This window comes from Collinsella sp. AF29-7AC (assembly GCF_003475665.1).
In the GTDB taxonomy this organism is placed as follows: domain Bacteria; phylum Actinomycetota; class Coriobacteriia; order Coriobacteriales; family Coriobacteriaceae; genus Collinsella.
The window spans coordinates 83,541-103,942 of record NZ_QRQX01000009.1 but is presented as its reverse complement, the minus strand read 5'-3'; the positions used below and the strand labels follow the sequence as shown (position 1 = coordinate 103,942).

The following is a 20,402-nucleotide window of genomic DNA, read 5'->3' as shown; positions in this document are numbered from 1 at the left end:
CGTAGCGGGTGGTTTAAAGCTGGGCGCTGCGCGGCCAGCAGACTAAACTCTTGAAAAACAAAAAGGCCCCCGCAAAGCGGAGGCCTTAGGCAAGGCTATGTCGAGATGCAGGATTCGCGCTACTCGCAGAGCGAAAGGGCGGCCTCGTCGGCAACGACAACGCAGTTGGTGTGCAGCTGCAGGATCGAAGCCGGGCACGCGGGCGTAACCGGACCATAGCACATGTCATGCACGGCCTGAGCCTTGGCCTCGCCGTTGGCGACGACTAGGATCATGCGGGCATACATGATGGTCTGGGTACCCATGGTGTAGGCCTGACGGGGAACATCGTCGATGCTGTCGAACAGGCGGCTGTTGGCCTGAATGGTGCTCTCGGTGAGGTCGACGCAGTGCGTGCCCTTGGAGAAGTGGTCATCGGGCTCGTTGAAACCGATGTGGCCGTTGTTGCCAATGCCGAGCAGCTGCAGATCCGGGTAACCGGCGGCGGCGACGATCTTGTCGTACTCAGAGCAGGCAGCGGCGGCGTCGGGGTTGGAACCGTCGGGCACATGCGTGTTGTTCAGGTCGATGTTGATGTGATCGAAGAAGTTCTCACGCATGAAGTAGTGATAGCTCTGGGGATCGTCGTGCGAAAGGCCGCGATACTCGTCCAGGTTGTAGGTGCTGACCTCGGCAAAGTCGACGTCGCCCTTCTCGTACCAAGCAGCGAGCTGCTTGTAGGCACCGATCGGGGTGGAGCCGGTGGCAAGACCCAACACGCAGTCGGGCTTGAGGATAACCTGCGCCGAGATAATATTGGCGGCCTTGCGGCTCATATCCTCGTAGTCTTTAGCTTTAATGATCTTCATTACGCGTCCTTTCTCGTACAAGAGAGGCAAGGCTCCCCTTACAAGCACTTGCCCGCGGCCCGCGTCGGCCGCAACCAACGTGTGCGGCCACCAGGGCGAGGTCGCGTAATGTATGTGTCTCGTGTCTAGCCGCGTCGAGGCCCCTGCCCGTCCACGGTGACCCAAAGCCGTTTAGCTTCGGACAAATCCCATCTTGCCACGGAGGGCGCCCTCTTTCAAGGGCGCCCTCCATAAACGTGTTTGAATTGTAGGCTAATGGCCACGTGCACTTGCTAGCGCTCGCGAGCAACGATGAGCTGGTCCATCTCTTCGACATGCGCACCAACGGAGCCCTTGATACTCGAGAACTCAACGGAGTTGCACACCAAGATGGGGACCGTCACATCGTAGCCCTCGGCAGCAATTGCCTCGCGATCGAACTCGATGAGCACGTCACCCTTATGGACGACATCGCCCACCTGTGCATGCACGCTAAAATGCTTGCCCTCAAGCTGAACAGTGTCCAAACCAACGTGGATGAGCACGTCTAGGCCATCGACCGTGTTGAGCGCAACGGCGTGACCCGTGGGAAAAATGGCCTCGACCTTGGCGTCTGCCGGCGCAATCACACGCGTGCCGGTAGGCTGAATCGCCACGCCCTGGCCCAAAAGGCCGGTGGCAAATGTCTGGTCATTGACCTCGGACAACGGAATGACGTCGCCCGAGATGGGAGCATCCAGCGTAAGAACTCGTCCACGCATACCAAAAGACCTTAGGACTTTAGTGAACATGCTCCCCCTCGGACATACCAATCAATCAAAATAGCTTTAACAGTTTACCACTTGGCACCCGTTTTTGACCATTAGGGAAGTTCGCGCTTGACAACCTCGACGATGTCGTCGACAACACGCTGAGTGAGCTCGTGCGTCTCGGCCTCGGCCATCACGCGGACCAGCGGCTCGGTACCGCTCGGGCGCACCAGAATGCGGCCGCGGCCGTCAAGCTCCTTCTCGGCGGCAGCGACGGCGTCCCAAATGGGCTGGCAATCGTCCAGGCCGGCCTTGTTGTCGGAATGCACGTTGACGAGTACCTGCGGGTACTTCTTCATGATGCCGGCAAGATCGGTGAGGGTACGACCGGTGCGCTTGAGCACGGCCAGCAGCTGCAGAGCCGTCACCAGGCCGTCACCGGTGGTGTTGTGCTCCAGGAAGATGATGTGGCCGGACTGTTCGCCGCCGATGACGGCGCCATCCGCGAGCATGCGCTCCAAAACGTAGCGGTCACCCACGGCGGTCTGAACCATTTCGAAGCCCTGCTCCTTCATAGCGATGGAGAAGCCAAGGTTGCACATGACGGTCGAGACAATCTCGGAGTTGGCGAGCTTGCCGCGGGCGGCGAGGTCAGAACCGCAGATAGCCAGGATGTAGTCACCGTCGATCTCATTGCCCTCGCCGTCGACGAACAGCACGCGGTCGGCGTCGCCGTCGTGGGCCAGGCCGATATCGGCGTGGGCGCGCAGCACGAGCTCGCGCAGGGGCTCAAGGTGAGTGGAGCCGCACTCAACGTTAATGTCGGTGCCGCAGTAATCGGTGTTGATGGCATGGACCGTGGCGCCCAGGCGCTGCAGCGCAGCGGGCGTGGTCTGGCAGGAAGCACCGTGGCCGCAGTCGACGGCAACAACCAGGCCATCGAGCTTAAGGCCGTCGAGCGTGCTGATGGCATGATCGACATAGGCCTTGCGGGCGTCTTTCATCTTGATGATGTGACCCACACCGGCGCCGGTCGGCAGCGTGTCGGCAGCCATGGCCTCCTCGGACATGACCCAGGCGCTGATCTCTTCCTCGACAGCATCGGGAAGCTTCATGCCCTTGCGGCTAAAGAACTTGATGCCGTTGAACTCCGGCGGATTGTGCGAAGCGGAGATGACGATGCCACCGTCGAGCTCATTTTGGACGGTGAGCAGCGCCACGGCCGGCGTAGGGATAACGCCGCAGCAGTGCGGACGGCCGCCCTCGGCCATAATGCCGGCGGTCAGAGCGCTCTCGAGCATGGTGCCCGAAAGACGCGTGTCGCGGCCGACGCAGATATCCGGACCAAGGAACTTGGTCGCCGCGCGGCCCAGGCGAAACGCGAGGTCGCACGAGAGGTCGGCATTGGCGACGCCACGGACGCCGTCGGTACCGAAGATGTTCTGGGGCATAGGATCGCTCCTTCCCTAGCAGGCGATATGCAACCGCCCACCCTAGTCGAAAAAGAAAAGCGGGACCCGCCGAGGAATCGGCAGGCCCCGCTTGTACATTGTATCTCGTAAGGAGATAAAACCTTAGCGCTTGGAGAACTGGGGAGCGCGGCGGGCCTTCTTGAGGCCGTACTTCTTGCGCTCGACCACGCGAGCATCGCGCGTAAGGAAACCGGCCTTCTTGAGGTCAGCACGGTAGTCGCCAGCGTTCAGAAGAGCGCGAGCGATGCCCAGGCGCAGAGCGCCGGACTGACCGGAGATGCCGCCGCCATCGCACAGAGCGATAACGTCGAACTGACCGGCGGTGTCGGTCACCTTGAAGGGAGCAAGGGCGTTCTCAACGAGCTGATGACGGCCGAAATACTGCTCGGCGTCACGCTTGTTGATGGTCACCTTGCCGGTGCCGGGGACGAGACGGACGCGGGCGACGGCGTTCTTACGACGGCCGGTACCCTGGTAGACAACGGTGTTCTCAGCCATCTTTAAGCCTCCAGCTCAATCTTCGTGGGGTTCTGGGCAGCATGCGGATGCTCGGCACCAGCGTAGACCTTAAGCTTGGTCATCTGGGCACGGCCGAGGGTGGTCTTGGGCAGCATACCGCGAACGGCGCGCTCGATGACCTTCTCCGGGTGCTTCTCCATAGCCTGGCGGAAGCTCTCAGCCTTGAGGCCGCCGTTGTAGCCGCTGTGGCGATAATAGGTCTTCGTGTCGGCCTTGTTACCGGTAAGCTGGACCTTATCGGCGTTGATGACGACAACGAAGTCGCCGCAGTCGCTGTTGGGCGTGAACTGGGGCTTGTTCTTACCGCGCAGGATCATTGCGATCTGGGTGGCAAGACGGCCCAGGACAGCACCATCGGCGTCGACGAGAACCCAGTTGCGCTGGACCTCGCCCTGCTTGGCGTAGTGAGTCGATTTCGAAATCACTTAGACTCCTCCATGTACAGTACGTGTTGTTACAGAGATTCACGGGGCTCTGCAAGTAACCCGTCCATATTACCCCGCTCGCCGTACGAGTCAACAGGTATTTTGGCTCCGACCAGAGTTTCTGCACATGTCATCCACGAGCCGTGATTTTTCCAACTCTTTAGCTGTTGTCATTTTTTGAGGGTTCGCCGTCGCTAGCGCTCAACGAACTCTTGGATTTCCGCGAGCAGGCGCTTTGCCTCCTGACGGCCCTGGATATACAGGTCCAAAAGCTTTGCCGGATCGTGCTCGACATGGCCGACCTCGACCGGCTTTTGCGGAGCGACGACCAACGCGCGGCCATCGCGCTCATACTTCCACAGGTGCATGCGCTGGAGGTTATAGCGGTCGTGGCGCGTCTCGATAGCCTCGAGCAGATAGGGGTAGTCAGCATAACGGGCGCGCGCCGCCGGCAAAAACTCGTAGGGCTTTTTCTCATACGAGCGGTCCTGGGTGACGATGACGACCGCACGGTCGAAGCCCGCCTCCTCGAGCACATGCTCGATAGGAACCGAATCGGCCACGCCGCCGTCGACGTATTTGTGCCCGTCAATCTCGACCGGCGGCGTCACCAGCGGCAGCGACGTCGAGGCGCGCACGGCGTCGAGGTCGAGCACGGCGCTTTTGACCGGCAGGTAGGCAGCGGTTCCAAACAGCATGTCCGTCGCGACGGCGTACATCTCGATAGGGCTGGCGTCGAACGTCTCGTTATCAAAAGGATCCAGGCGGTCCTGGACGTCGATGAAGATAAAGTCGTAACCCACGATGGAACCCGTGGACGCAAACGACGCGGCGCCCATGTAGCGGCTGTCGTTGCAGAAGGTCAAATTGACTCGGTTGGTGCGACCGATCTGGTGCGACTTGTAGTTGACGCCGTTGAGCGCACCGGCCGAAACGCCGTACACCGCCGGAATTTCAACACCGGCCTCCATGAGAACGTCGAGCACGCCGGCGGTAAACTGCCCACGAAAACTGCCACCCTCCAAGACGAGCGCGACCTTGCCGGCGTTCTTTGCCTTATCTTCTGCAGTCATATTGACCTCCTGCGATTGCGTTTTGGCTTTCTTCTACCCAGTTTTGGAATGGAGGGCGCGCAGGTTTTTCGAGGCGGCAGGTGCAGCGGAAAGTGCGTCCCAGTTTGAGGCGGGATTACGGGATGCGCTTTCCGCTTGGACCGCCGTTGGGAAAGCGCGACCCGTTCTGAGCGCGGATTCCGGGTTGCAGTTTCCGCTTGAGGCGCCATCCGGAAAATGAATCCCATTCCGAGCGTCGATTCCGGGATGCGGTTTCCGCTTGAAACGTCATCCGGAAACCGCATCCCAGTCTGAACCGGAATTCTGGGATGGATTTTCCGCCTGGGGCGACGTTGATGCGGGGCATGGCAGGCTGCAGTCCGATCGGCATCGCATCTGCATAGGGTTGAAGCTTTGCGCGGAGAATCCGCGTATTTGCTTCGCAAATCCGCACCGGCTTCGGCCGCCCGCCGGCGTCCTCGCCCGCTCGCTACAAACGCTTCGCGTTTGCTTAACGCTCGCGCCCTGCACAGAGTTCGATTCTCCGCGGTACGAACTGGAAATAAAAAGGCAGGTAGATATAAGTATCTACCTGCCTGTTACGTATGGTGGAGGCGCGGAGAATCGAACTCCGGTCCACGAAAGCCCCCTGATTGGCATCTCCAAGCTCAGTCGCTGGTTTTGTCTCGGACGCTTTGCGCGCAGCGACACGCTCGCGGCGTCCTAACCGGTTCGGTCTTAGCCTGCGCCATACCGATTACGTGCGCAGGAGCATTCCCCTAAAATGACGTCGCGCCGGTGTCGGGGAAATCACCGGGTTGACGCGCCGCTATAAACTAAGCAGCGAGAGCCATAGGCTCAAAAGAAGAGTTGTTGTCAATTCAATTTGACGGTACCCCTGTTTAACGAGGCGAGGAGACCTCGGCTTGCTTCCTCTCTCAGAGCTATCGTGTCGAAACCAGTCGCCCCCGAATGTCGGGAAAGTCTGGATGGCATTGGGCACGCAAGCACCCAACACCCGTCGACTTTTCAAGGAACATACGGGGCGAGCCCCGCTTGTGGAGTGTTATCTTACCACGTTCTGAAAGCGGACAGCTGTTCTATGCACGAGCTGTGAAGACCCCAATGTGCGCCGCACTTCGCACTTTTGTTACCGATCGCGTCACGTATATTTTCGCCAAGCAACATTGACCCGTCGAAAGGACCGTTATGGATACCAAGCAGCAACTCGTCAATGCCCTCGCAGGCCTGGGCGCAACCATTACCGAAGCTATGGATGTCATCGAGGGCTTTGTCCCCTGCGGACATCCCGCCCTCACGGTATCGAACGCACTCGTTGCGCTGGACGTTGACGATGATGCAGCTCTCGCCCAGCAGCTTGAGACCGTCGAGGGCTTTATCGACCACGTGAGTGAGAACCGCGGCGTGGCCGCCTACCACGGCATCGAGGTCGAGCTCGCGGGTCCCAAGGCCGATCTGTTCGCAGCAATCCGCGAGGTAGGCGCCCTTATGCAGACCGCAGGCGTCAAGAACACCCAGGTCAACGAGTGGGTCTACCGCAGTCTGGCAGCACTCGACAGCTCCGACGAAAAGGCAGTCGAGCAGCTCGCAGAAAGTCCCGCCATTAAGGCCGAGCTTTTGTAAATAGCAGACGCGGGCCCCTTGGTGCATCGTCATCCAAGAGGCCCGCAAACAGTTCGCGTCAACCGATAGCCGCGCCGCCGCGTTCAGCCAAAGCAAGAATCGGCATCATTTGACGAGGTGTCTTTGCTGCAAGATCGGCATGCTCGAGCAGTTTGCGATCGTTAGTTACCAAGTAATCAACCTGGGCGCGTTTGCATGCGGCGAGTACCAAGTTGTCCTCGTAATCGCGATGGAGCGCTAAGTATTTGTCGGCCAGCCAAAGGTCCGACGCATCTGCGCCCACGGCCGTGGCGTTTTCGGTCATGTTCCGAACAAACGCCAGCGCCGCATCGCCAATTGCACGGGCAGATGCCTCGTCGAGCGCTCCCCCGCCGGCAAGAACGCTACGCTTGAGCTCGTGTTGGACAACGTACAGCACGTCCTTGGCGATATGCACCGGAAAGAACAGCAATGCCCCCGTCTCCGCCGCCTGCCCAATAAACGCACGCGCGGCAAGCGACTCGGCATGGTCGACGCAAAACGAATCGACCCAAACGTTGGCATCCACCATGATCTTAAGAGGGGCTCCGCTCACAGGATCATCCCCTTTTGGCGATAGCACTCGTCCATGGCTTCGGAATAGATTGTGTCCCAATCGCGATCGTCGGATACGGGCGACGTTGCGATGCCCAGGGCCGTGTAAAGCTGATCCGCCGCCGCCCATGATGCGGCGAACGGCGTATCGGGCGCGACGGTCTGCTGCCGGTCGTCGACGGCCGCAAGCACTTCCTCGCACTGCCCGCCACCCTGCGCAACCTTGGCCACGACCTTTTTGATGAGTTCGGGCAGCGTTCCGCCCGAAAGCCGCAGCGCTTCCTCGGCGCGCTCTTTAACCGAGCGATCTACGCGAACATTCACCTGCGCCATGCTGCCAACGGTAGCCATCTCAACCTCACCTTCAGCATTTGCTAGCTCTGCTAGCACGAGCATATATCCGAGCTAACATCTCGTCAAACAAAAGAAGGCCTGCACCCTGGCGGCTGCGGTGTCGTCAGGGTGCAGGCCATTTACTCAATCGAAAACGCTAACGCAGGTAAGCCTTCGCGTTGCTCAGGCTGTAGGCAATCGTCGAGCCGTTGTGCAGCAGCGACGACGCCTGCGGGGTAATCGCGCCGGTGATCCCCAGCGCCAAGAGCGCTGAGTTGGTGAGCATCACCTTAGAGTAGGAGCTCGTCAGACGATCAATGAGGCCCTGACTCATGCGGCGCAGGCGCACGATTGCGGCAAGATCCGTATCGGTCAGGATGATATCGGCGACCTCCTTGGCGATGTCGCTTCCGCCGCCCATGGCCAAGCCCACGTCGGCCAGGCCCAGCGCCGGCGAATCGTTGACGCCGTCGCCCACCATGGCAACATGGCGCCCCTCGCTCTTAATGCGCTCCACATAGGCGTACTTGTCCTCGGGCAGCAGTTCGGCCTTAAACTCGTCGACACCCGCCTCGCGCGCGATGCGCTCGGCCGTGCGCTCGGAGTCACCCGTGAGCATGACCACGTGCTTGACGCCCAGCGCATGCAGGTCGGCAATGGCCTCGCGGACCCCGGCCTTGAGCGGATCTTCGATGCCGAGCACGCCGACGACCTTTCCATCGACCGCCAGATACAGCGGCGACAGGCCCTGCATCTGGGACTCAATGCGCTCCTTAATGTCGGAATCGAGCTGCGCGCTCTCGTCTTCAAACACAAAGTGTGCCGAGCCGATAATCGCGCGACGCCCCTCGATGGACGAAGCGATGCCGTGCGCCACGATGTACTCGACGGCGGCATGGCGCTCTCGGTGCTCGAGCCCGCGCTCGCGGGCGGCGTTGACCACGGCACGCGCCACAGGATGCGGGAAATGCTCCTCCAGGCAGGCAGAAAGGCGCAGGACCTCGTCCTCGCTCCAGCCGTCGGTCGTCAGCACACAAGCCAGGCGCGGCTGCGCCTCGGTCAGCGTGCCGGTCTTATCAAACACAATGGTGTCGGCCTTGGCAAACGACTCAAAGTACTTCGCGCCCTTGACCATGACGCCCATCTTGGCGGCATCGCTCATGGCGGTCATGACGGCGACGGAACCCGTGAGCTTGAGTGCGCACGAGTAGTCGACCATCAGCGCCGCCGAGGTCTTGATAAGGCTGCGCGTGGTGAGAGCGACAAGGCCCGCGAGCAAGAAGTTCCACGGGACGATCTTGTTGGCAAGGTCCTCCATATGCGACTGGCCCTCGGACTTGAGCGAGTCGGCCGTCTGCACGAGCGAGACAATTGAGCGCAGTTTGGTTTGCGCCGTATTGGCGCGCACACGCACCAAGATGCTGCCGTCCTCCACGACGGTGCCGGCGAACACGTCGTCGCCCACGCTGCGCTCGACGGCAAGCGGCTCGCCGGTCAGGGTCGCCTGGTTGACCATGGCGCTCCCCTGCTCGACAACACCGTCGATGCAAATGGACATGCCAGTGCGCACGGCGACCAGATCGCCGGGCTCGAGCTCGGTCGCAGCAACGCTTACCTCGGTATCGCCGACGACCTTTTGCGCCTTGTCGGGTACATCGAGCAGCGAGTTGATGAGCTCGTTTTCGCTCATGGCGCGGGTGTAGTCCTCGAGCAGCTCGCCCACGTTGAGCAGGAACATTGTCTGGCCCGCGGTGTCGACATCACGCTTGACGAACGAAATGCCGATGGCCGAAGCGTCGAGCACGGGAACGGTCAGGCGCGGCTGCGCCAGCTCATGAAGGGCAGCGCGCAAAAATGCCATGTAACCGGCCACGACAAACACCGCACGCAGAGGCGTTGGCAAGAACCAGCGGCGCGCGTAGTGGGCGCCGACGAGTGTCGCCAGGTCCATAACGAGTTTGTGCTTGCGCGGCTCAAGCTGCATCACATAGCCCGACTTGGCATCGGCGATAGCTTGAGCATCGAGTGCGCCCAAGGCGTCGAGCACGCTCGCGCGACGTGGCTCGTCGTATTCGAGCGCCATCTGGCCAATACGGCCATATACGCGCACCTTGTGCACGCCGTCGATATCGCCGCTGAGCTTAAGAAGTGCATCGAGATCGCTCTCTGGCACAGGACCCGCCAATTGAAGACGGGTCCTGCCGGGGATCTCGCTGATAATCGAGAATCTCATAGTTTGTGCCTGGGAGCGTTACTCGGCTGCCTCGTCAGCAGCGGCCTCGCTCTGGGTGATGTAGGCCGCCTCGGCAACCATGTCGTCGACATTAGCCTTGGCCTGCTCGACCATGTCCTGGTAGCCGTTCTTGATGCGCATGCCGCACGCGATACCCTGCACGCAGGCGTTCTTTACCGGAGCGCTGGTGAGCAGCTTGATGCCAGCCGTACCAAGCAGAAAACCGCCACCAACAAGCAGGGTGTTAAACGTCGACTTCTTCATGTTACTTCTCCCTTTTGCCGCATGGGGCGCGGCATGGTGCCTTAGCACCCGAGTTCATTAGTTAGCTCGAGCACGCTTTTGAAATACCTTAATTCTATCTAACTATCTAGGTCAGCCATGGCTAACCTTTTGAAAATTAACGATGCGGAGTAACCGATTGTCAATGTGACAAAGGGACTATCCCTTTGTCACATTCTTACAGCTGCCAGGTAGCTGCTTCCTTTTGCAGCGCGACCATGCGGGCGAATTCTCCACCTGCCGCCTTGAGCTGCGCCGGAGTGCCCTGCTCGGCAACCACACCATCCTTGAGTACAACGATTTTGTCGGCATTTTCTACCGTACGCATACGGTGGGCAATAACGATAACCGTCTTACCTGTAAGCAGACGGGAGAGTGCCTGCTGTACCACGGTCTCGTTCTCCACATCCAAACTCGCCGTCGCCTCGTCCAACAGCACGATAGGCGCGTCTTTGAGCAGCGCTCGGGCGATGGAAATGCGCTGGCGCTCTCCGCCGGACAGCTTGGAGCCGTTCTCGCCGATCATGGTGTCATAGCCCTGCGGCATGCGGCTCACAAACTCGTCGCAGTTGGCGGCACGCGCGGCAGCAAGCACTTCCTCATCGGTGGCATCGCGACGACCAAGACGGATGTTTCCCATCACCGTGTCGTCAAAGAGCAGCACGTCTTGGAACACAATGGCGTAGTCGCGCAGCAACACCTCGGGATCCACGCTCGCAACATCCACGCCGCCCACGGTGACCGTGCCTTCGGTGGCGTCCCAAAAGCGCGCGGCCAGGCGGCTCACCGTGGACTTACCGGAGCCCGAAGGACCGACCAGTGCCGTGACCTCGCCTTCCTTGGCGGTAAAGCTCACATCGGTAAGAACTTTCTCGCCGGCGCGGCCGTCCTCGCCCGCACCATAGCCAAATGCCACGTGATCGAACACCACATCGTGGCCTACGGGCTCAAACTGCTCGCTGCCCCGCGCCACGGGCTCTTCCATGATGGTACGCATGCGCTTGGCCGACGACTCGGCGGCAAACAGCTCGGACATCAGCATCAGCGCCTGATCAAAGGGCGCATAGGTGCGGCTCACCATAAGCAGGAAGGCAAACATCATCAAAAAGTCGACCTGGCCGGAGGCGACCATCGCAGCGCCCGTGACCAACGTGGTGGCAATCCCCAAGCGCAGGATGGCAAAGGCGGAGTTGACCAAAAGCCCATTGGCGAGCTCGCCTTTGGTGGTCTCGCGCTCCTCGGCATCGATCACGGCGTTGAGCCCCTCAAGATAATGAGCCTCCTGGTTGGTGGCGCGGATCTCGCGCACGCAGTCGAGCGTCTCCTGGATCGCCTCGGTAACCTTGACCTTCTCGGCGCGCACATGGTCGAACACCGGGGTCATGGGGCCGCGTGTCAGATACAGCACGGCAAAGGCCACGGGCACGCTCCAAAACGCCGCGATCGCCAGCTGCCAGCAAAAGAACAGCGACGCCACGAACACAATGGCGCTTGCGATGATGGCACCCCAAAGCTCTCCCAGCACGTGGCTGTAGGCGTGCTCCATGGCCTGGACGTCGCCCATGATGGTCTCGGTTAAATCGGCCAGATCACGACGGCCAAAAAACGACAGCGGCAGCTTGCGCAAGCGCTCGGCAATCTCCATACGCTGCTTGCCGCACTCCTCGTAAAAGATGCAGTAGGTGTAGTAATACTGCTGCCAGTTAGAGGCAAAGAGCAACACGAAAAAGACCAGGAGGCCGCCCACAATCGGCAGGGCATCCGGCAGGTCGGCACCGGTGGCGAGATGTTCGACAAAACCGGCCATGACCAGGAACAATAAGCCCATGCCGGCCATGGTAATGAGATTGGTGAGCGCGGTCCAGAAAATGCCGCGTTTTACGCCGGCGACGCCTTTATCGGATAGGAAATACTTCTTTTGGAATGAGGCGAACATTTAGGCCTCGCCTCCCTTCGTGACGGCGGCATCCGCGGTCGCTGCAGTGATTTTCCAGCTCGCGGCCTGTTCGTATTCGGCCCACATCTTGGCGTACAGGCCGTTTTGGGACAGCAGCTCGGCATGGGTGCCAGTCTCCTGCACGCTACCTTGGTTGAGCACCACGATCTTGTCGGCCCCCACTACAGTCGAGAGTCGGTGCGCAATCATAATGACCGTGCGACCCGCTGCCAGCTTGCTAAAGGCGCGCTGGATGAGTGCCTCGTTCTCGGGATCCGCAAACGCCGTGGCCTCATCGAGCACCACGATAGGCGCGTCTTTAAGGATCGCGCGGGCAAGTGCCACGCGCTGGACCTCGCCGCCCGAAAGATATGCTCCGCCGGCACCGAGCATGGTATTGATGCCCTGCGGGAGCTTGGCCACGATATCGTCGCACTGGGCCGCGGAGAGGGCCGCGCGCACTTCGTCGTCAGTGGCTCCAGGCTTGGAGGCGCGCACGTTATCGGCAAGTGTTTGGCGGAACAGCTGGTTGGTCTGGAACACGAAGGCGACCTGGTCCATAAGCTCGTGCGGATCCATATCGCGAACGTCTACGCCGCCCACGAGCACACGACCCAAGGAAACATCCCAAAAACGCGGGATCAGGCTGGCGCAGGTTGACTTGCCGCCGCCCGAAGGACCCACCAGCGCGAGGGTGCTACCTGCGGGAACGCTAAAACTCGCATGGTTGACGGCAGGCGCCTCGGCGCCCTCGTAGGTAAAGCTCACGTCCTCAAAGCGCACATCGCTGCCAGCGGGGTGCTTGGGTTGAGCGGGCACGGAGAGCTGCTTGGAATCCATAACGCTTCGGATGCGAGCCAGCGAATCAGCACTCATCTGAGACGCCTCGCCCACAAACATAAGCTTGGTCATGGCCGTCGGCACCACGGCCGAAAAGATCGCGTAAAACGTAAAATTGACCATAAAGTGCGCGAAGTCCGTCTCGCCCGGCGCCAGCAGCAGCGCCACAGGCAAAAGAAATGCCACAAGGCCGTTGAGCGCAGTAAGGTTGAGCACCTGCGGACCCCGGCAAAACGTACCCGCATAGTTTTGCGCCATATCGGCGTATTCGGCGATCGCATCGTGGAACGCCTTAAAGGAGTAGACCGTCTGCTGGAATACCTTGACCACGGGGATGCCGCGTACGTATTCGGTGCCGGTCTTGTTCATCTTGACCAGCGCGCCCATGTAAGCCTTCATAAACTCGGCGCCCTTGCCGCTCATCATGGTGGCCATGGCGCAAAACGAAACGACGACCGAGATTAAGCATGCCGCGCCCAAACGCCAATCGAGGGCAAATAGCAGCACAAGCAGGCCCACGACCATGGCGGTGGCACCGGCGATATCGGGCAGCATGTGCGCGAGCAGCGTCTCGGTGGAGGCGGCACAGCCGTCTACGATACGGCGCAGCTCACCGGTGGCGTGCGTGTCAAAGTAGCCGAGCGGCAGCTTAAGCAGATGCTCGCTCGTAGCCTTGCGGATATTGGATGCGCAGCGAAACGCGGACAGGTGCGTGCACATGAGCCCCACGAAATAGACCACGATGCTTGCCAGGGCAAAACCAACAGCCCACCAACCATACATCGCGATGTCGGCGGCCTCGCTCCAGTTGGGCGCCACGGCAATCAGGTCTCGCGCAACAAGCCAGATGCACACGTACGGGCCAAAGCTCAACAGCTGCGAGAACGCCGAGAGGGCCATGCCCAAATACGTTAGGAATTTACGGTCACCGGCATATGCAAGTAGCTCGCCGATGCCGCCGCCTTCCTTTTTTGATCCCTTTGCCATGAGATTCCTTTCTAACGGCTTGAGAGTTAACCGTAAGAAACTTATCATGGGCGTGTTAGCCAGGGCACACAATTGGGCCAGGCGTGGACGTTTTCGCAAATGAAGGGGACGCTTTTGAAAATGCGGCGGGCAGCAACCGATATAACCGAGCTCTACGCACCGCAGTTTGAGCAGTTTGGTCTGCAGCTTTCCGGCAAGGGCGCCGTCTTTACCGGCGAGGTGGCAAACGATCGGGCACACGGACGCGCATGGATCATGCCCCTTTCCCCCACCTGCATCGTCATGGAGCATTTCATTACCCCGACGCACAACATGCAGCTAGCCGAATACACGCCCGAACCGTACGCGTGCGTGAGCGAGGTCAGCGCGCCCACGCTCATGTGCATGCCCGAAGCCGGCATAACGCCTGCGAACCTCAAGCCGCTGCATGGACCGTGGCCGAACAATGCCGTGTGCAGCTTTATCCAAGATAGCTGCGGCGAGGAGTTAAGCCCGCTATTTGCAGGGCAGCTTTATCACTCGCGCTCGGTGCTCTTTTTACCCGGGTATTTTGACGAGCTGGAGCATCGGTATCCCACTGAGTTCGCGGGAGTCTTTGAGGCGTTTGCCGAGCCATGGCACGAGGAGGCGACGTCTGCCATCTGCCACACGTTGCGCAGGATTAACGAGGAACGCGCCCGCACCGTAGGCGGACACGTCTATATGCAAGGCATCGTGGAGACCATGGTCGCGGAGCTCGCCTGTTCGCGCGCGGCCCACAAGCAGGCGCGGCAGGCGGCAGACACACGCGCCAGCGTGACCATTGCCGAGGAAGCGGCGGCAATGATTGAGCGCGCGCTCGACAAAGGCAGGCGTGTGGGTGTCAACGAGGTGGCCGAGAGGCTCTACACAAGCCGCTCCAAACTATGCGCCACCTTTAAGGCCCAAACCGGCGAGTCCCTGGGCGCCTACATTCGCAGACGCCGCATGGAGCGAGCACAGGACCTTTTGGCCGATAGCTCGCTCACGATAGCGCAGGTGGCAGAGCTTCTAGGCTACCCTCAGCAGGCCGCCTTCGCCCAAGCCTTCAAACAACACACCGGCATGACACCCACGGCTTGGCGAAGCAAGCATCGCTAAGGCCCAAGCTCCCTGGCCGTAACGGAGCGATTAATTAGCCGCCGCCCGTCAGCTCACCCAGGATCTAAACGTCAAGATATGCACAATCAAACGCCTTTTTGATAAGAGGGACAGATCGATCAGCCAAATACAACGGAATGTTGAGCACCCCGTCGTCGAGCTTTAGGTTCTTAAGTGAGTAGCGGACCCTCAATGGAGTCGTCTCCGCATGCTTGTCGGCATAGTACTTAAGGCTCTTGGAATGAACGACCTCTCCCGATTTGACCTCGACGGGAACGATTTCGTTTCCGACTTGAATCAAAAAATCGACTTCGTGCTTCGGCTTCTCGTTTGTCCAATAACGCGGAGCAGCATCTAACTGTGAAAGTAATGCCTGAAGCACATAGTTCTCGGCGAACGAACCTTTGAACTCCGAAAATAGCGCATCCGAGATGGCAAAAGCGGACGCATCCAGCCTTGCCATGCGGCGCAGCAAGCCGACATCAAGACAGTAGACCTTAAATGCCTTGAGGTCATCGTACGCAGAGAGCGGCACACCACCAGCAGCATTAAGGCGAACCGCCGTGATGAGCCCAGCATCGGCAAGCCATTCCAGAGCATCCTCGTATTCTCGAGCACGAGCCCCCTCGCGCACCGCACCCCAAACGAACTTTTTGTTCTCGCGCGCCAACTGAGCTGGAATCGAGTTCCATATTTGTGAAAGCTTGGCGAACTGCGCACGGCCACCATGCTTGGCAAAATCGCGCTCGTAGGAATCCAAGAGATCAGACAACACCTTATCGACCTGAACGATATCGCCCGTCTCCACCCACCGGCCAAGAGCCTCTGGCATGCCGCCGCATGCAAAATAACGACGAAGATGCTCGACGAGACGGACATGGAAGAAATCGGGCACTGTCTCGATCTGATCCAGGCCGCCAAGGTATTCGTCGTAGTTTGCAGCGCCCTCGGCTTTCAGAAACTCGGAAAAGCTCATGGGGCGCATCTCCATGAACTCGACCTTTCCCACCGGAAAAGCGCTGGTCTCACGGGACAAGCGAACGCCCAACAAAGACCCTGCGCATGCGACGTGATACTCGGGGGCCTCGTCACAGAAGTATTTAAGGGCGCCGACTGCAGAAGGACAATCCTGGATCTCATCAATAATAAGCAGCGTTTCGCCGGGCTCGATAGGCTGTCCAAGTGCCAGGGAAAGATTTGAGATGATCCGTCGAGGATCGCGCGTACCTTCGAAAAACTGAGCGTACTCGCTCTGTACCCCAGGTGACGGCTCCTCGAGCGTCAGATACACAAAATTGAGGTACGAGGTTCGGCCGAACTCCTTAAGCGCCCACGTCTTTCCAACCTGGCGCGCCCCCTTAAGGATAAGCGGCTTACGATATTCTGACGCTTTCCAAGCGTTAAGCTTGGCAATGATATCTCGCTGCATGACCGAACCTCCCGCAAAGAAACTTCCGTAAACGTGATATTTCCCACATTTTACCCTAGGTAAAATGTGACATTTATCACATTTACGGAAGTTTTAAGCTCATTTCGCCACACTTTCATCACATTCAAAAGGCAGAGGCGCATTTTGCGCCTCCGTCACCATCTTTCCTATCAGCCCGCCTGACCCGAACGGCCGAGTCGTCACGGAACCGAGGGGCCGGGCGCAGGGCCTTGCCTCTCAATGAGTTCCGCACGAACAGGAGGCGCCAGTGGCGCCTCCGTCGTGAGTCAGGACTATCCGAAATTGAGAGGCAAGGCCCTGCGCCCGGCCCCTCGGTTCCCGCTTACGAGAGCGACGTTCTCAGCAACTCGTTGAAGAGCTTGGGGTTGCCCTTACCGCGGCTCGCCTTCATGCACTGGCCCACCAAAAAGCCGATGACTTTCTGGTTGCCGTCACGATACTGCTGCGCCTGATCGGCGCAGTTTGCCAGCACCTCGTCCACAATCGGCTGCAGCGCGCCGGCATCGCTCACCTGACGCATACCGCGCTCCTCGACGATCTTATTGGGGTCGTCGCCGGTCTGGGCCATGGCCTCAAAGACCTCGTGCGCCTGGTTGGAGCTGATGGCGTCGGTCGCGAGCAGCTTGGCAAGCGCTGCCACCTGAACCGGCACAATGCCGGACTCGGCCAGCGACACGCCCGCGCCCTTAAGGTAGGCGATCATCTCGTTGACCAGCAGGTTTGCGACCGTCTGGGCCTCCTTGCCGACCATACCGGCAGCAGCGGCCTCAAAGAAGTCGGCAAACTCCGGGTCGCCGGCGATCTGCTCGGCATCGGCCGCCTTAATGCCAAAGTCGGCCTCAAAACGGGCGCGCTTGGCATCGGGCAGCTCGGGGATCTCACCACGGCAGCGGTCGATGAACTCGTCGTCCAGATCGAACGGCACCAGGTCGGGATCGGGGAACAGGCGATAGTCGTCGGCCGTCTCCTTGACGCGCATGACCACGGTGCGCTTGCGGCTAGGCTCCCAGTGGCGGGTCTCCTGGTAGATGATGCCGCCCTCCTCGAGCACCTCGGCCTGACGGCAGATCTCGTAGGCAAGGCCGTCGTGCAGGCTCTTAAACGAGTTGAGGTTCTTGAGCTCGGTCTTGGTGCCCAACTTGGTCTCGCCACGGCGACGCAGCGACACGTTGCCGTCGCAGCGCATGGAGCCCTTCTCCATGGAGCAGTCCGAAATGCCCAGCGTCACAAAGATGCGACGGAGCTTCTCCATAAACAGGCGAGCCTCCTCGGGTGTGCGCAGATCGGGCTCAGTCACGAGCTCAATCAAAGGCGTACCGCAGCGATTGTAGTCAACGAGCGACTCGGCCGCGGCGGTAATGCGGCCCTCGGCACCGCCCACGTGCACCATCTTGGCGGCGTCCTCCTCCATGTGAATGCGCAGGATGCGGATGGGCACGGTGTAGGAACCGTCCTCGCGGCGCTCGGGCATCTGCAGGTTGGAGGCATCGTAGCTGGCCAGATGGCCGGCACGCTGATTGCCCTCGCGCATCGTGGAGGACATGGACGTAGACAGACCCTCGGCATTGGCTGAGGCGCTCGCCAGGCTCTGGGCCTCGGCCTCGCCAAACGCGCAGTCGGGGCGTTCGGCGGCACCGCGACCGGTCACGTCCAGATCCAGATGACCGTACATGGCAAAAGCGACCGGACCCTGCGTGGTCTGGAAGTTCTTGGCCATGTCGGGATAGAAGTAGTGCTTGCGATAGAACATCGAGTGGCGCTGGATCTCGCAGTTGGTGGCCAGACCGGCCTTGACGATGCTCTCGATGGCGCGTTTGTTGGGCACCGGCAGGGCGCCGGGCAGGCCCAGGCACACCGGACACACGTTGGCGTTGGGCTCGTCATCGTGGCTGAGCTTGCAGTTGCAGAACATCTTGGTATCGAGTGCGGTGAGCTCGGTATGGATCTCCAGGCCGATCACGGCCTCCCAATCCTGCAGAACCTCGGAAAGCTCCTTCATTACAGCTCGCCTCCCTTCCCGGCAAAATCGGGCGCGACGGAAAGCACAGGCGCACCCGTGGCGGTATCGGCAAAGCCGCGCTCCAGGGCGCGGGCAAACGTGAGCAGCTGACGGTCCTTAAAGGCCGGCCCCACTAGCTGGGCAGAAACGGGTAGGCGGCTATCCTCGCCCAGGCCCAGCGGCACCGAGATGCCACCGTTGCCGCAGATGTTGAGCGAGATGGTGTACAGGTCGGAGAGGTACATCTGCGTGGGGTCGCTGATCTCGCCAAACTTAAAGGCCGTGCGCGGCGAGGCGGGCATGAGGATGGTGTCCACCTTGGCATACGCGGCGTCGTAGTCCTGCGTGATGAGCGTGCGGGCCTTTTGCGCGGCGTAGTAGTACTTGTCGTACACGCCCGAGCTCAGCAGGTAGGCGCCGAGCATCTGACGGCGCTTGGCCTCGGCGCCAAAGCCGTGGGCGCGCGAAAGCGAGCTCTGGTCGGACAGGTTGGCGCAGCCCTCCTCCTGATAGCCGTAGCGAATGCCGTCGAAGCGGGCCAAGTTGGAGAACGCCTCGGCCGGGCCGATGACGTAGTAGGCGGCGATGGCGGCGTCCAGGTGCGGCAGGTCGACCTCGACCAGCTCGGCGCCCTGGTTCTGCAGCTCCTGGGCGGCGCGCTGAACGGCGGCCTTGACCTCGGGCGTCAGACCCTCGGCCTCCATAAACGCGGGGATGATGCCCACGCGTTTACCCTCGATGCTGTCGTTGAGATGCTCGGTAAAGTCGACGGCGCAATCCTGGCTGGTGCAGTCGTACGGATCATGGCCCGCGCCGGTAAGCGCGTTCATGGCCAGCGCGACATCCTCGACCGTGCGGCCAAAGGGGCCCACCTGGTCGAGCGACGAGCCAAAGGCGACCACGCCGTAACGGCTCACGGCGCCATACGTGGGCTTAAAGCCCACCACGCCGCACAGCGACGCCGGCTGGCGAATGGAGCCGCCGGTGTCCGAGCCCAGCGAGAGCGCGACTTCGCCCGCGGCGACGGCTGCAGCGGAGCCGCCCGAGGAGCCGCCAGGCACGCGCTCGGTATCCCAGGGGTTGTTAGTGCGATGGAACGCCGAGCTCTCGGTGGAGCTGCCAAAGGCAAACTCGTCCATGTTGGCCTTGCCCATGGGCAGGCAGCCGGCGTCGAGCATGCGCTGGACGCAGGTGGCGGTGTAGACGCTCTGGTAGTCCTCGAGCATACGGGAAGCGCAGGTGGTGCGCGTGCCCACGAGGTTCATGTTGTCCTTAATGGCCAGCGGCACGCCCGCGAGCGGGGGCAGCGGCTTGCCTGCGGCACGGTCGGCATCCACGCGCGCGGCGGCCTCGAGCGCAAGCTCGGGCGCCACCTGCAGGAATGCCTGGATCCCGCCCTCGCGCGCCTCGATGGCGGCAAGGGAGGCCTGGGCCACCTCGGTAGCGGTAAAGTCGCCGGCGGCAACGCCCGCGGCGATCTGGGCGGCGGTAAGGGAATCGAAGCTCTGCGCCATTACTCGCTCTCCCCCTCTCCCAAAATGGACGGCACGCGGAAGTAGCGGTCGCGCGCGCTGCCGGCGTTTTCGAGCGCAACGTCGAGCGGCAGGTCGCGCTCGGGCTCGCGCAGGTCGTCGCCCATCACGTTGGACAGGCTTCCGATAGGATGGAACGTGGGCTCCACGTCGGGCAAGTCATATTGCAGGACGGGCTCGAGCATCTGGACGGCGTCGTTCATGTAGGACGTCATCTGGGTGAGCTCGTCATCGGTCAGTGCGATCTTTGCGTACTCGGCGATGCCGCGCACGTCTTTCTCGCTGAGTGCCATAGGCGCTCCCTTCCGCATAACAGTTAAACCGCTCTAGTATACAAGGCAACGCCGGCTTGGAGCAGGCGCTTTACCCAAATGCAGCGAAAACGTAACGAGGGCGGCGGGTTGGCAGGCGACGGTCCGGCGATTCTGCA

18 protein-coding genes and 1 other RNA gene are annotated in these 20,402 nt (G+C 60.7%); 2 read left to right on the top strand and 17 right to left on the bottom strand.

All coding sequences use genetic code 11. From position 1 onward, the window contains the following. Positions 1-119 precede the first annotated feature (119 nt). The 7 genes from nagB to ssrA all read right to left on the bottom strand — a co-directional run bounded on the left by nagB (position 120) and on the right by ssrA (position 6,014). Positions 120-848 (bottom strand): glucosamine-6-phosphate deaminase, encoded by a 729-nt coding sequence (gene nagB / locus DWZ15_RS05710; protein WP_055251013.1) that lies wholly within the window; start codon positions 846-848, stop codon positions 120-122. Between the two features lie 272 nt (positions 849-1,120). Next, complete coding sequence (locus tag DWZ15_RS05705; RefSeq protein WP_117563620.1) at positions 1,121-1,618, bottom strand: PTS glucose transporter subunit IIA; 498 nt, start codon at positions 1,616-1,618, stop codon at positions 1,121-1,123. 71 nt (positions 1,619-1,689) lie between these two features. Further along, complete coding sequence (gene glmM / locus DWZ15_RS05700; RefSeq protein ID WP_118449905.1) at positions 1,690-3,027, bottom strand: phosphoglucosamine mutase; 1,338 nt, start codon at positions 3,025-3,027, stop codon at positions 1,690-1,692. A 123-nt stretch (positions 3,028-3,150) separates the two neighbouring features. Continuing rightward, positions 3,151-3,546: a 30S ribosomal protein S9 gene (gene rpsI / locus DWZ15_RS05695; RefSeq protein ID WP_022094634.1), complete on the bottom strand. Its 396-nt coding sequence runs from the start codon at positions 3,544-3,546 to the stop codon at positions 3,151-3,153. A gap of 2 nt (positions 3,547-3,548) precedes the next feature. Next, positions 3,549-3,992 carry a 50S ribosomal protein L13 gene (rplM, locus tag DWZ15_RS05690; protein WP_022094635.1) on the bottom strand — a complete coding sequence of 148 codons (444 nt, stop codon included), beginning with the start codon at positions 3,990-3,992 and terminating at the stop codon, positions 3,549-3,551. Between the two features lie 194 nt (positions 3,993-4,186). After that, positions 4,187-5,065 carry a patatin family protein gene (locus DWZ15_RS05685; RefSeq protein WP_118449903.1) on the bottom strand — a complete coding sequence of 293 codons (879 nt, stop codon included), beginning with the start codon at positions 5,063-5,065 and terminating at the stop codon, positions 4,187-4,189. A 585-nt stretch (positions 5,066-5,650) separates the two neighbouring features. Continuing rightward, positions 5,651-6,014: a transfer-messenger RNA gene (ssrA, locus tag DWZ15_RS05680) on the bottom strand. Between the two features lie 239 nt (positions 6,015-6,253). Here ssrA and DWZ15_RS05675 point away from each other — a divergent pair. Next, positions 6,254-6,688: a hypothetical protein gene (locus DWZ15_RS05675; protein WP_118449901.1), complete on the top strand. Its 435-nt coding sequence runs from the start codon at positions 6,254-6,256 to the stop codon at positions 6,686-6,688. A gap of 58 nt (positions 6,689-6,746) precedes the next feature. On the opposite strand, the gene DWZ15_RS05670 is transcribed toward DWZ15_RS05675, so the two are convergent. From DWZ15_RS05670 to DWZ15_RS05650, 6 genes are all read right to left on the bottom strand, one after another. Further along, positions 6,747-7,262, bottom strand: coding sequence for a PIN domain-containing protein (locus tag DWZ15_RS05670; protein WP_158572508.1), 516 nt, complete (start codon positions 7,260-7,262; stop codon positions 6,747-6,749). Next, positions 7,259-7,612 carry a hypothetical protein gene (locus DWZ15_RS10495; protein WP_158572507.1) on the bottom strand — a complete coding sequence of 118 codons (354 nt, stop codon included), beginning with the start codon at positions 7,610-7,612 and terminating at the stop codon, positions 7,259-7,261. The genes DWZ15_RS05670 and DWZ15_RS10495 overlap by 4 nt, the downstream gene beginning before the upstream one ends. 139 nt (positions 7,613-7,751) lie before the next feature. After that, positions 7,752-9,767, bottom strand: coding sequence for a heavy metal translocating P-type ATPase (locus DWZ15_RS05665; protein ID WP_233544645.1), 2,016 nt, complete (start codon positions 9,765-9,767; stop codon positions 7,752-7,754). Positions 9,768-9,845: 78 nt separating this feature from the next. Next, entirely contained in the window at positions 9,846-10,091 is a 246-nt protein-coding gene (locus DWZ15_RS05660; RefSeq protein WP_055250999.1) for a DUF6110 family protein, read from the bottom strand. Positions 10,092-10,287: 196 nt separating this feature from the next. Beyond that, positions 10,288-12,045: an ABC transporter ATP-binding protein gene (locus tag DWZ15_RS05655; protein ID WP_118449895.1), complete on the bottom strand. Its 1,758-nt coding sequence runs from the start codon at positions 12,043-12,045 to the stop codon at positions 10,288-10,290. Further along, the gene (locus DWZ15_RS05650) at positions 12,046-13,872 is read right to left on the bottom strand and encodes an ABC transporter ATP-binding protein (RefSeq protein ID WP_118449893.1); all 1,827 of its coding nucleotides are present in this window, start codon (positions 13,870-13,872) and stop codon (positions 12,046-12,048) included. 120 nt (positions 13,873-13,992) lie between these two features. On the opposite strand from DWZ15_RS05650, the gene DWZ15_RS05645 reads away from it, so the two are divergent. Next, the gene (locus tag DWZ15_RS05645) at positions 13,993-14,991 is read left to right on the top strand and encodes an AraC family transcriptional regulator (RefSeq protein WP_158572506.1); all 999 of its coding nucleotides are present in this window, start codon (positions 13,993-13,995) and stop codon (positions 14,989-14,991) included. A gap of 64 nt (positions 14,992-15,055) precedes the next feature. Here the strand turns inward: DWZ15_RS05645 and DWZ15_RS05640 are convergent, their stop codons facing one another. The 4 genes from DWZ15_RS05640 to gatC form a co-directional block, all read right to left on the bottom strand. After that, positions 15,056-16,420 carry an ATP-binding protein gene (locus DWZ15_RS05640; RefSeq protein ID WP_118449889.1) on the bottom strand — a complete coding sequence of 455 codons (1,365 nt, stop codon included), beginning with the start codon at positions 16,418-16,420 and terminating at the stop codon, positions 15,056-15,058. Between the two features lie 343 nt (positions 16,421-16,763). Then, positions 16,764-18,440: an Asp-tRNA(Asn)/Glu-tRNA(Gln) amidotransferase subunit GatB gene (gene gatB, locus DWZ15_RS05635; RefSeq protein ID WP_118449887.1), complete on the bottom strand. Its 1,677-nt coding sequence runs from the start codon at positions 18,438-18,440 to the stop codon at positions 16,764-16,766. Continuing rightward, a complete protein-coding gene (gene gatA, locus DWZ15_RS05630) occupies positions 18,440-19,954 on the bottom strand; it encodes an Asp-tRNA(Asn)/Glu-tRNA(Gln) amidotransferase subunit GatA (RefSeq protein WP_118449885.1) in 1,515 nt (504 codons plus the stop codon). The genes gatB and gatA overlap by 1 nt, the downstream gene beginning before the upstream one ends. Further along, positions 19,954-20,265, bottom strand: a complete 312-nt coding sequence (gene gatC, locus DWZ15_RS05625) for an Asp-tRNA(Asn)/Glu-tRNA(Gln) amidotransferase subunit GatC (RefSeq protein WP_055250987.1) — start codon at positions 20,263-20,265, stop codon at positions 19,954-19,956. The genes gatA and gatC overlap by 1 nt, the downstream gene beginning before the upstream one ends. Between the last annotated feature and the right edge of the window lie 137 nt (positions 20,266-20,402).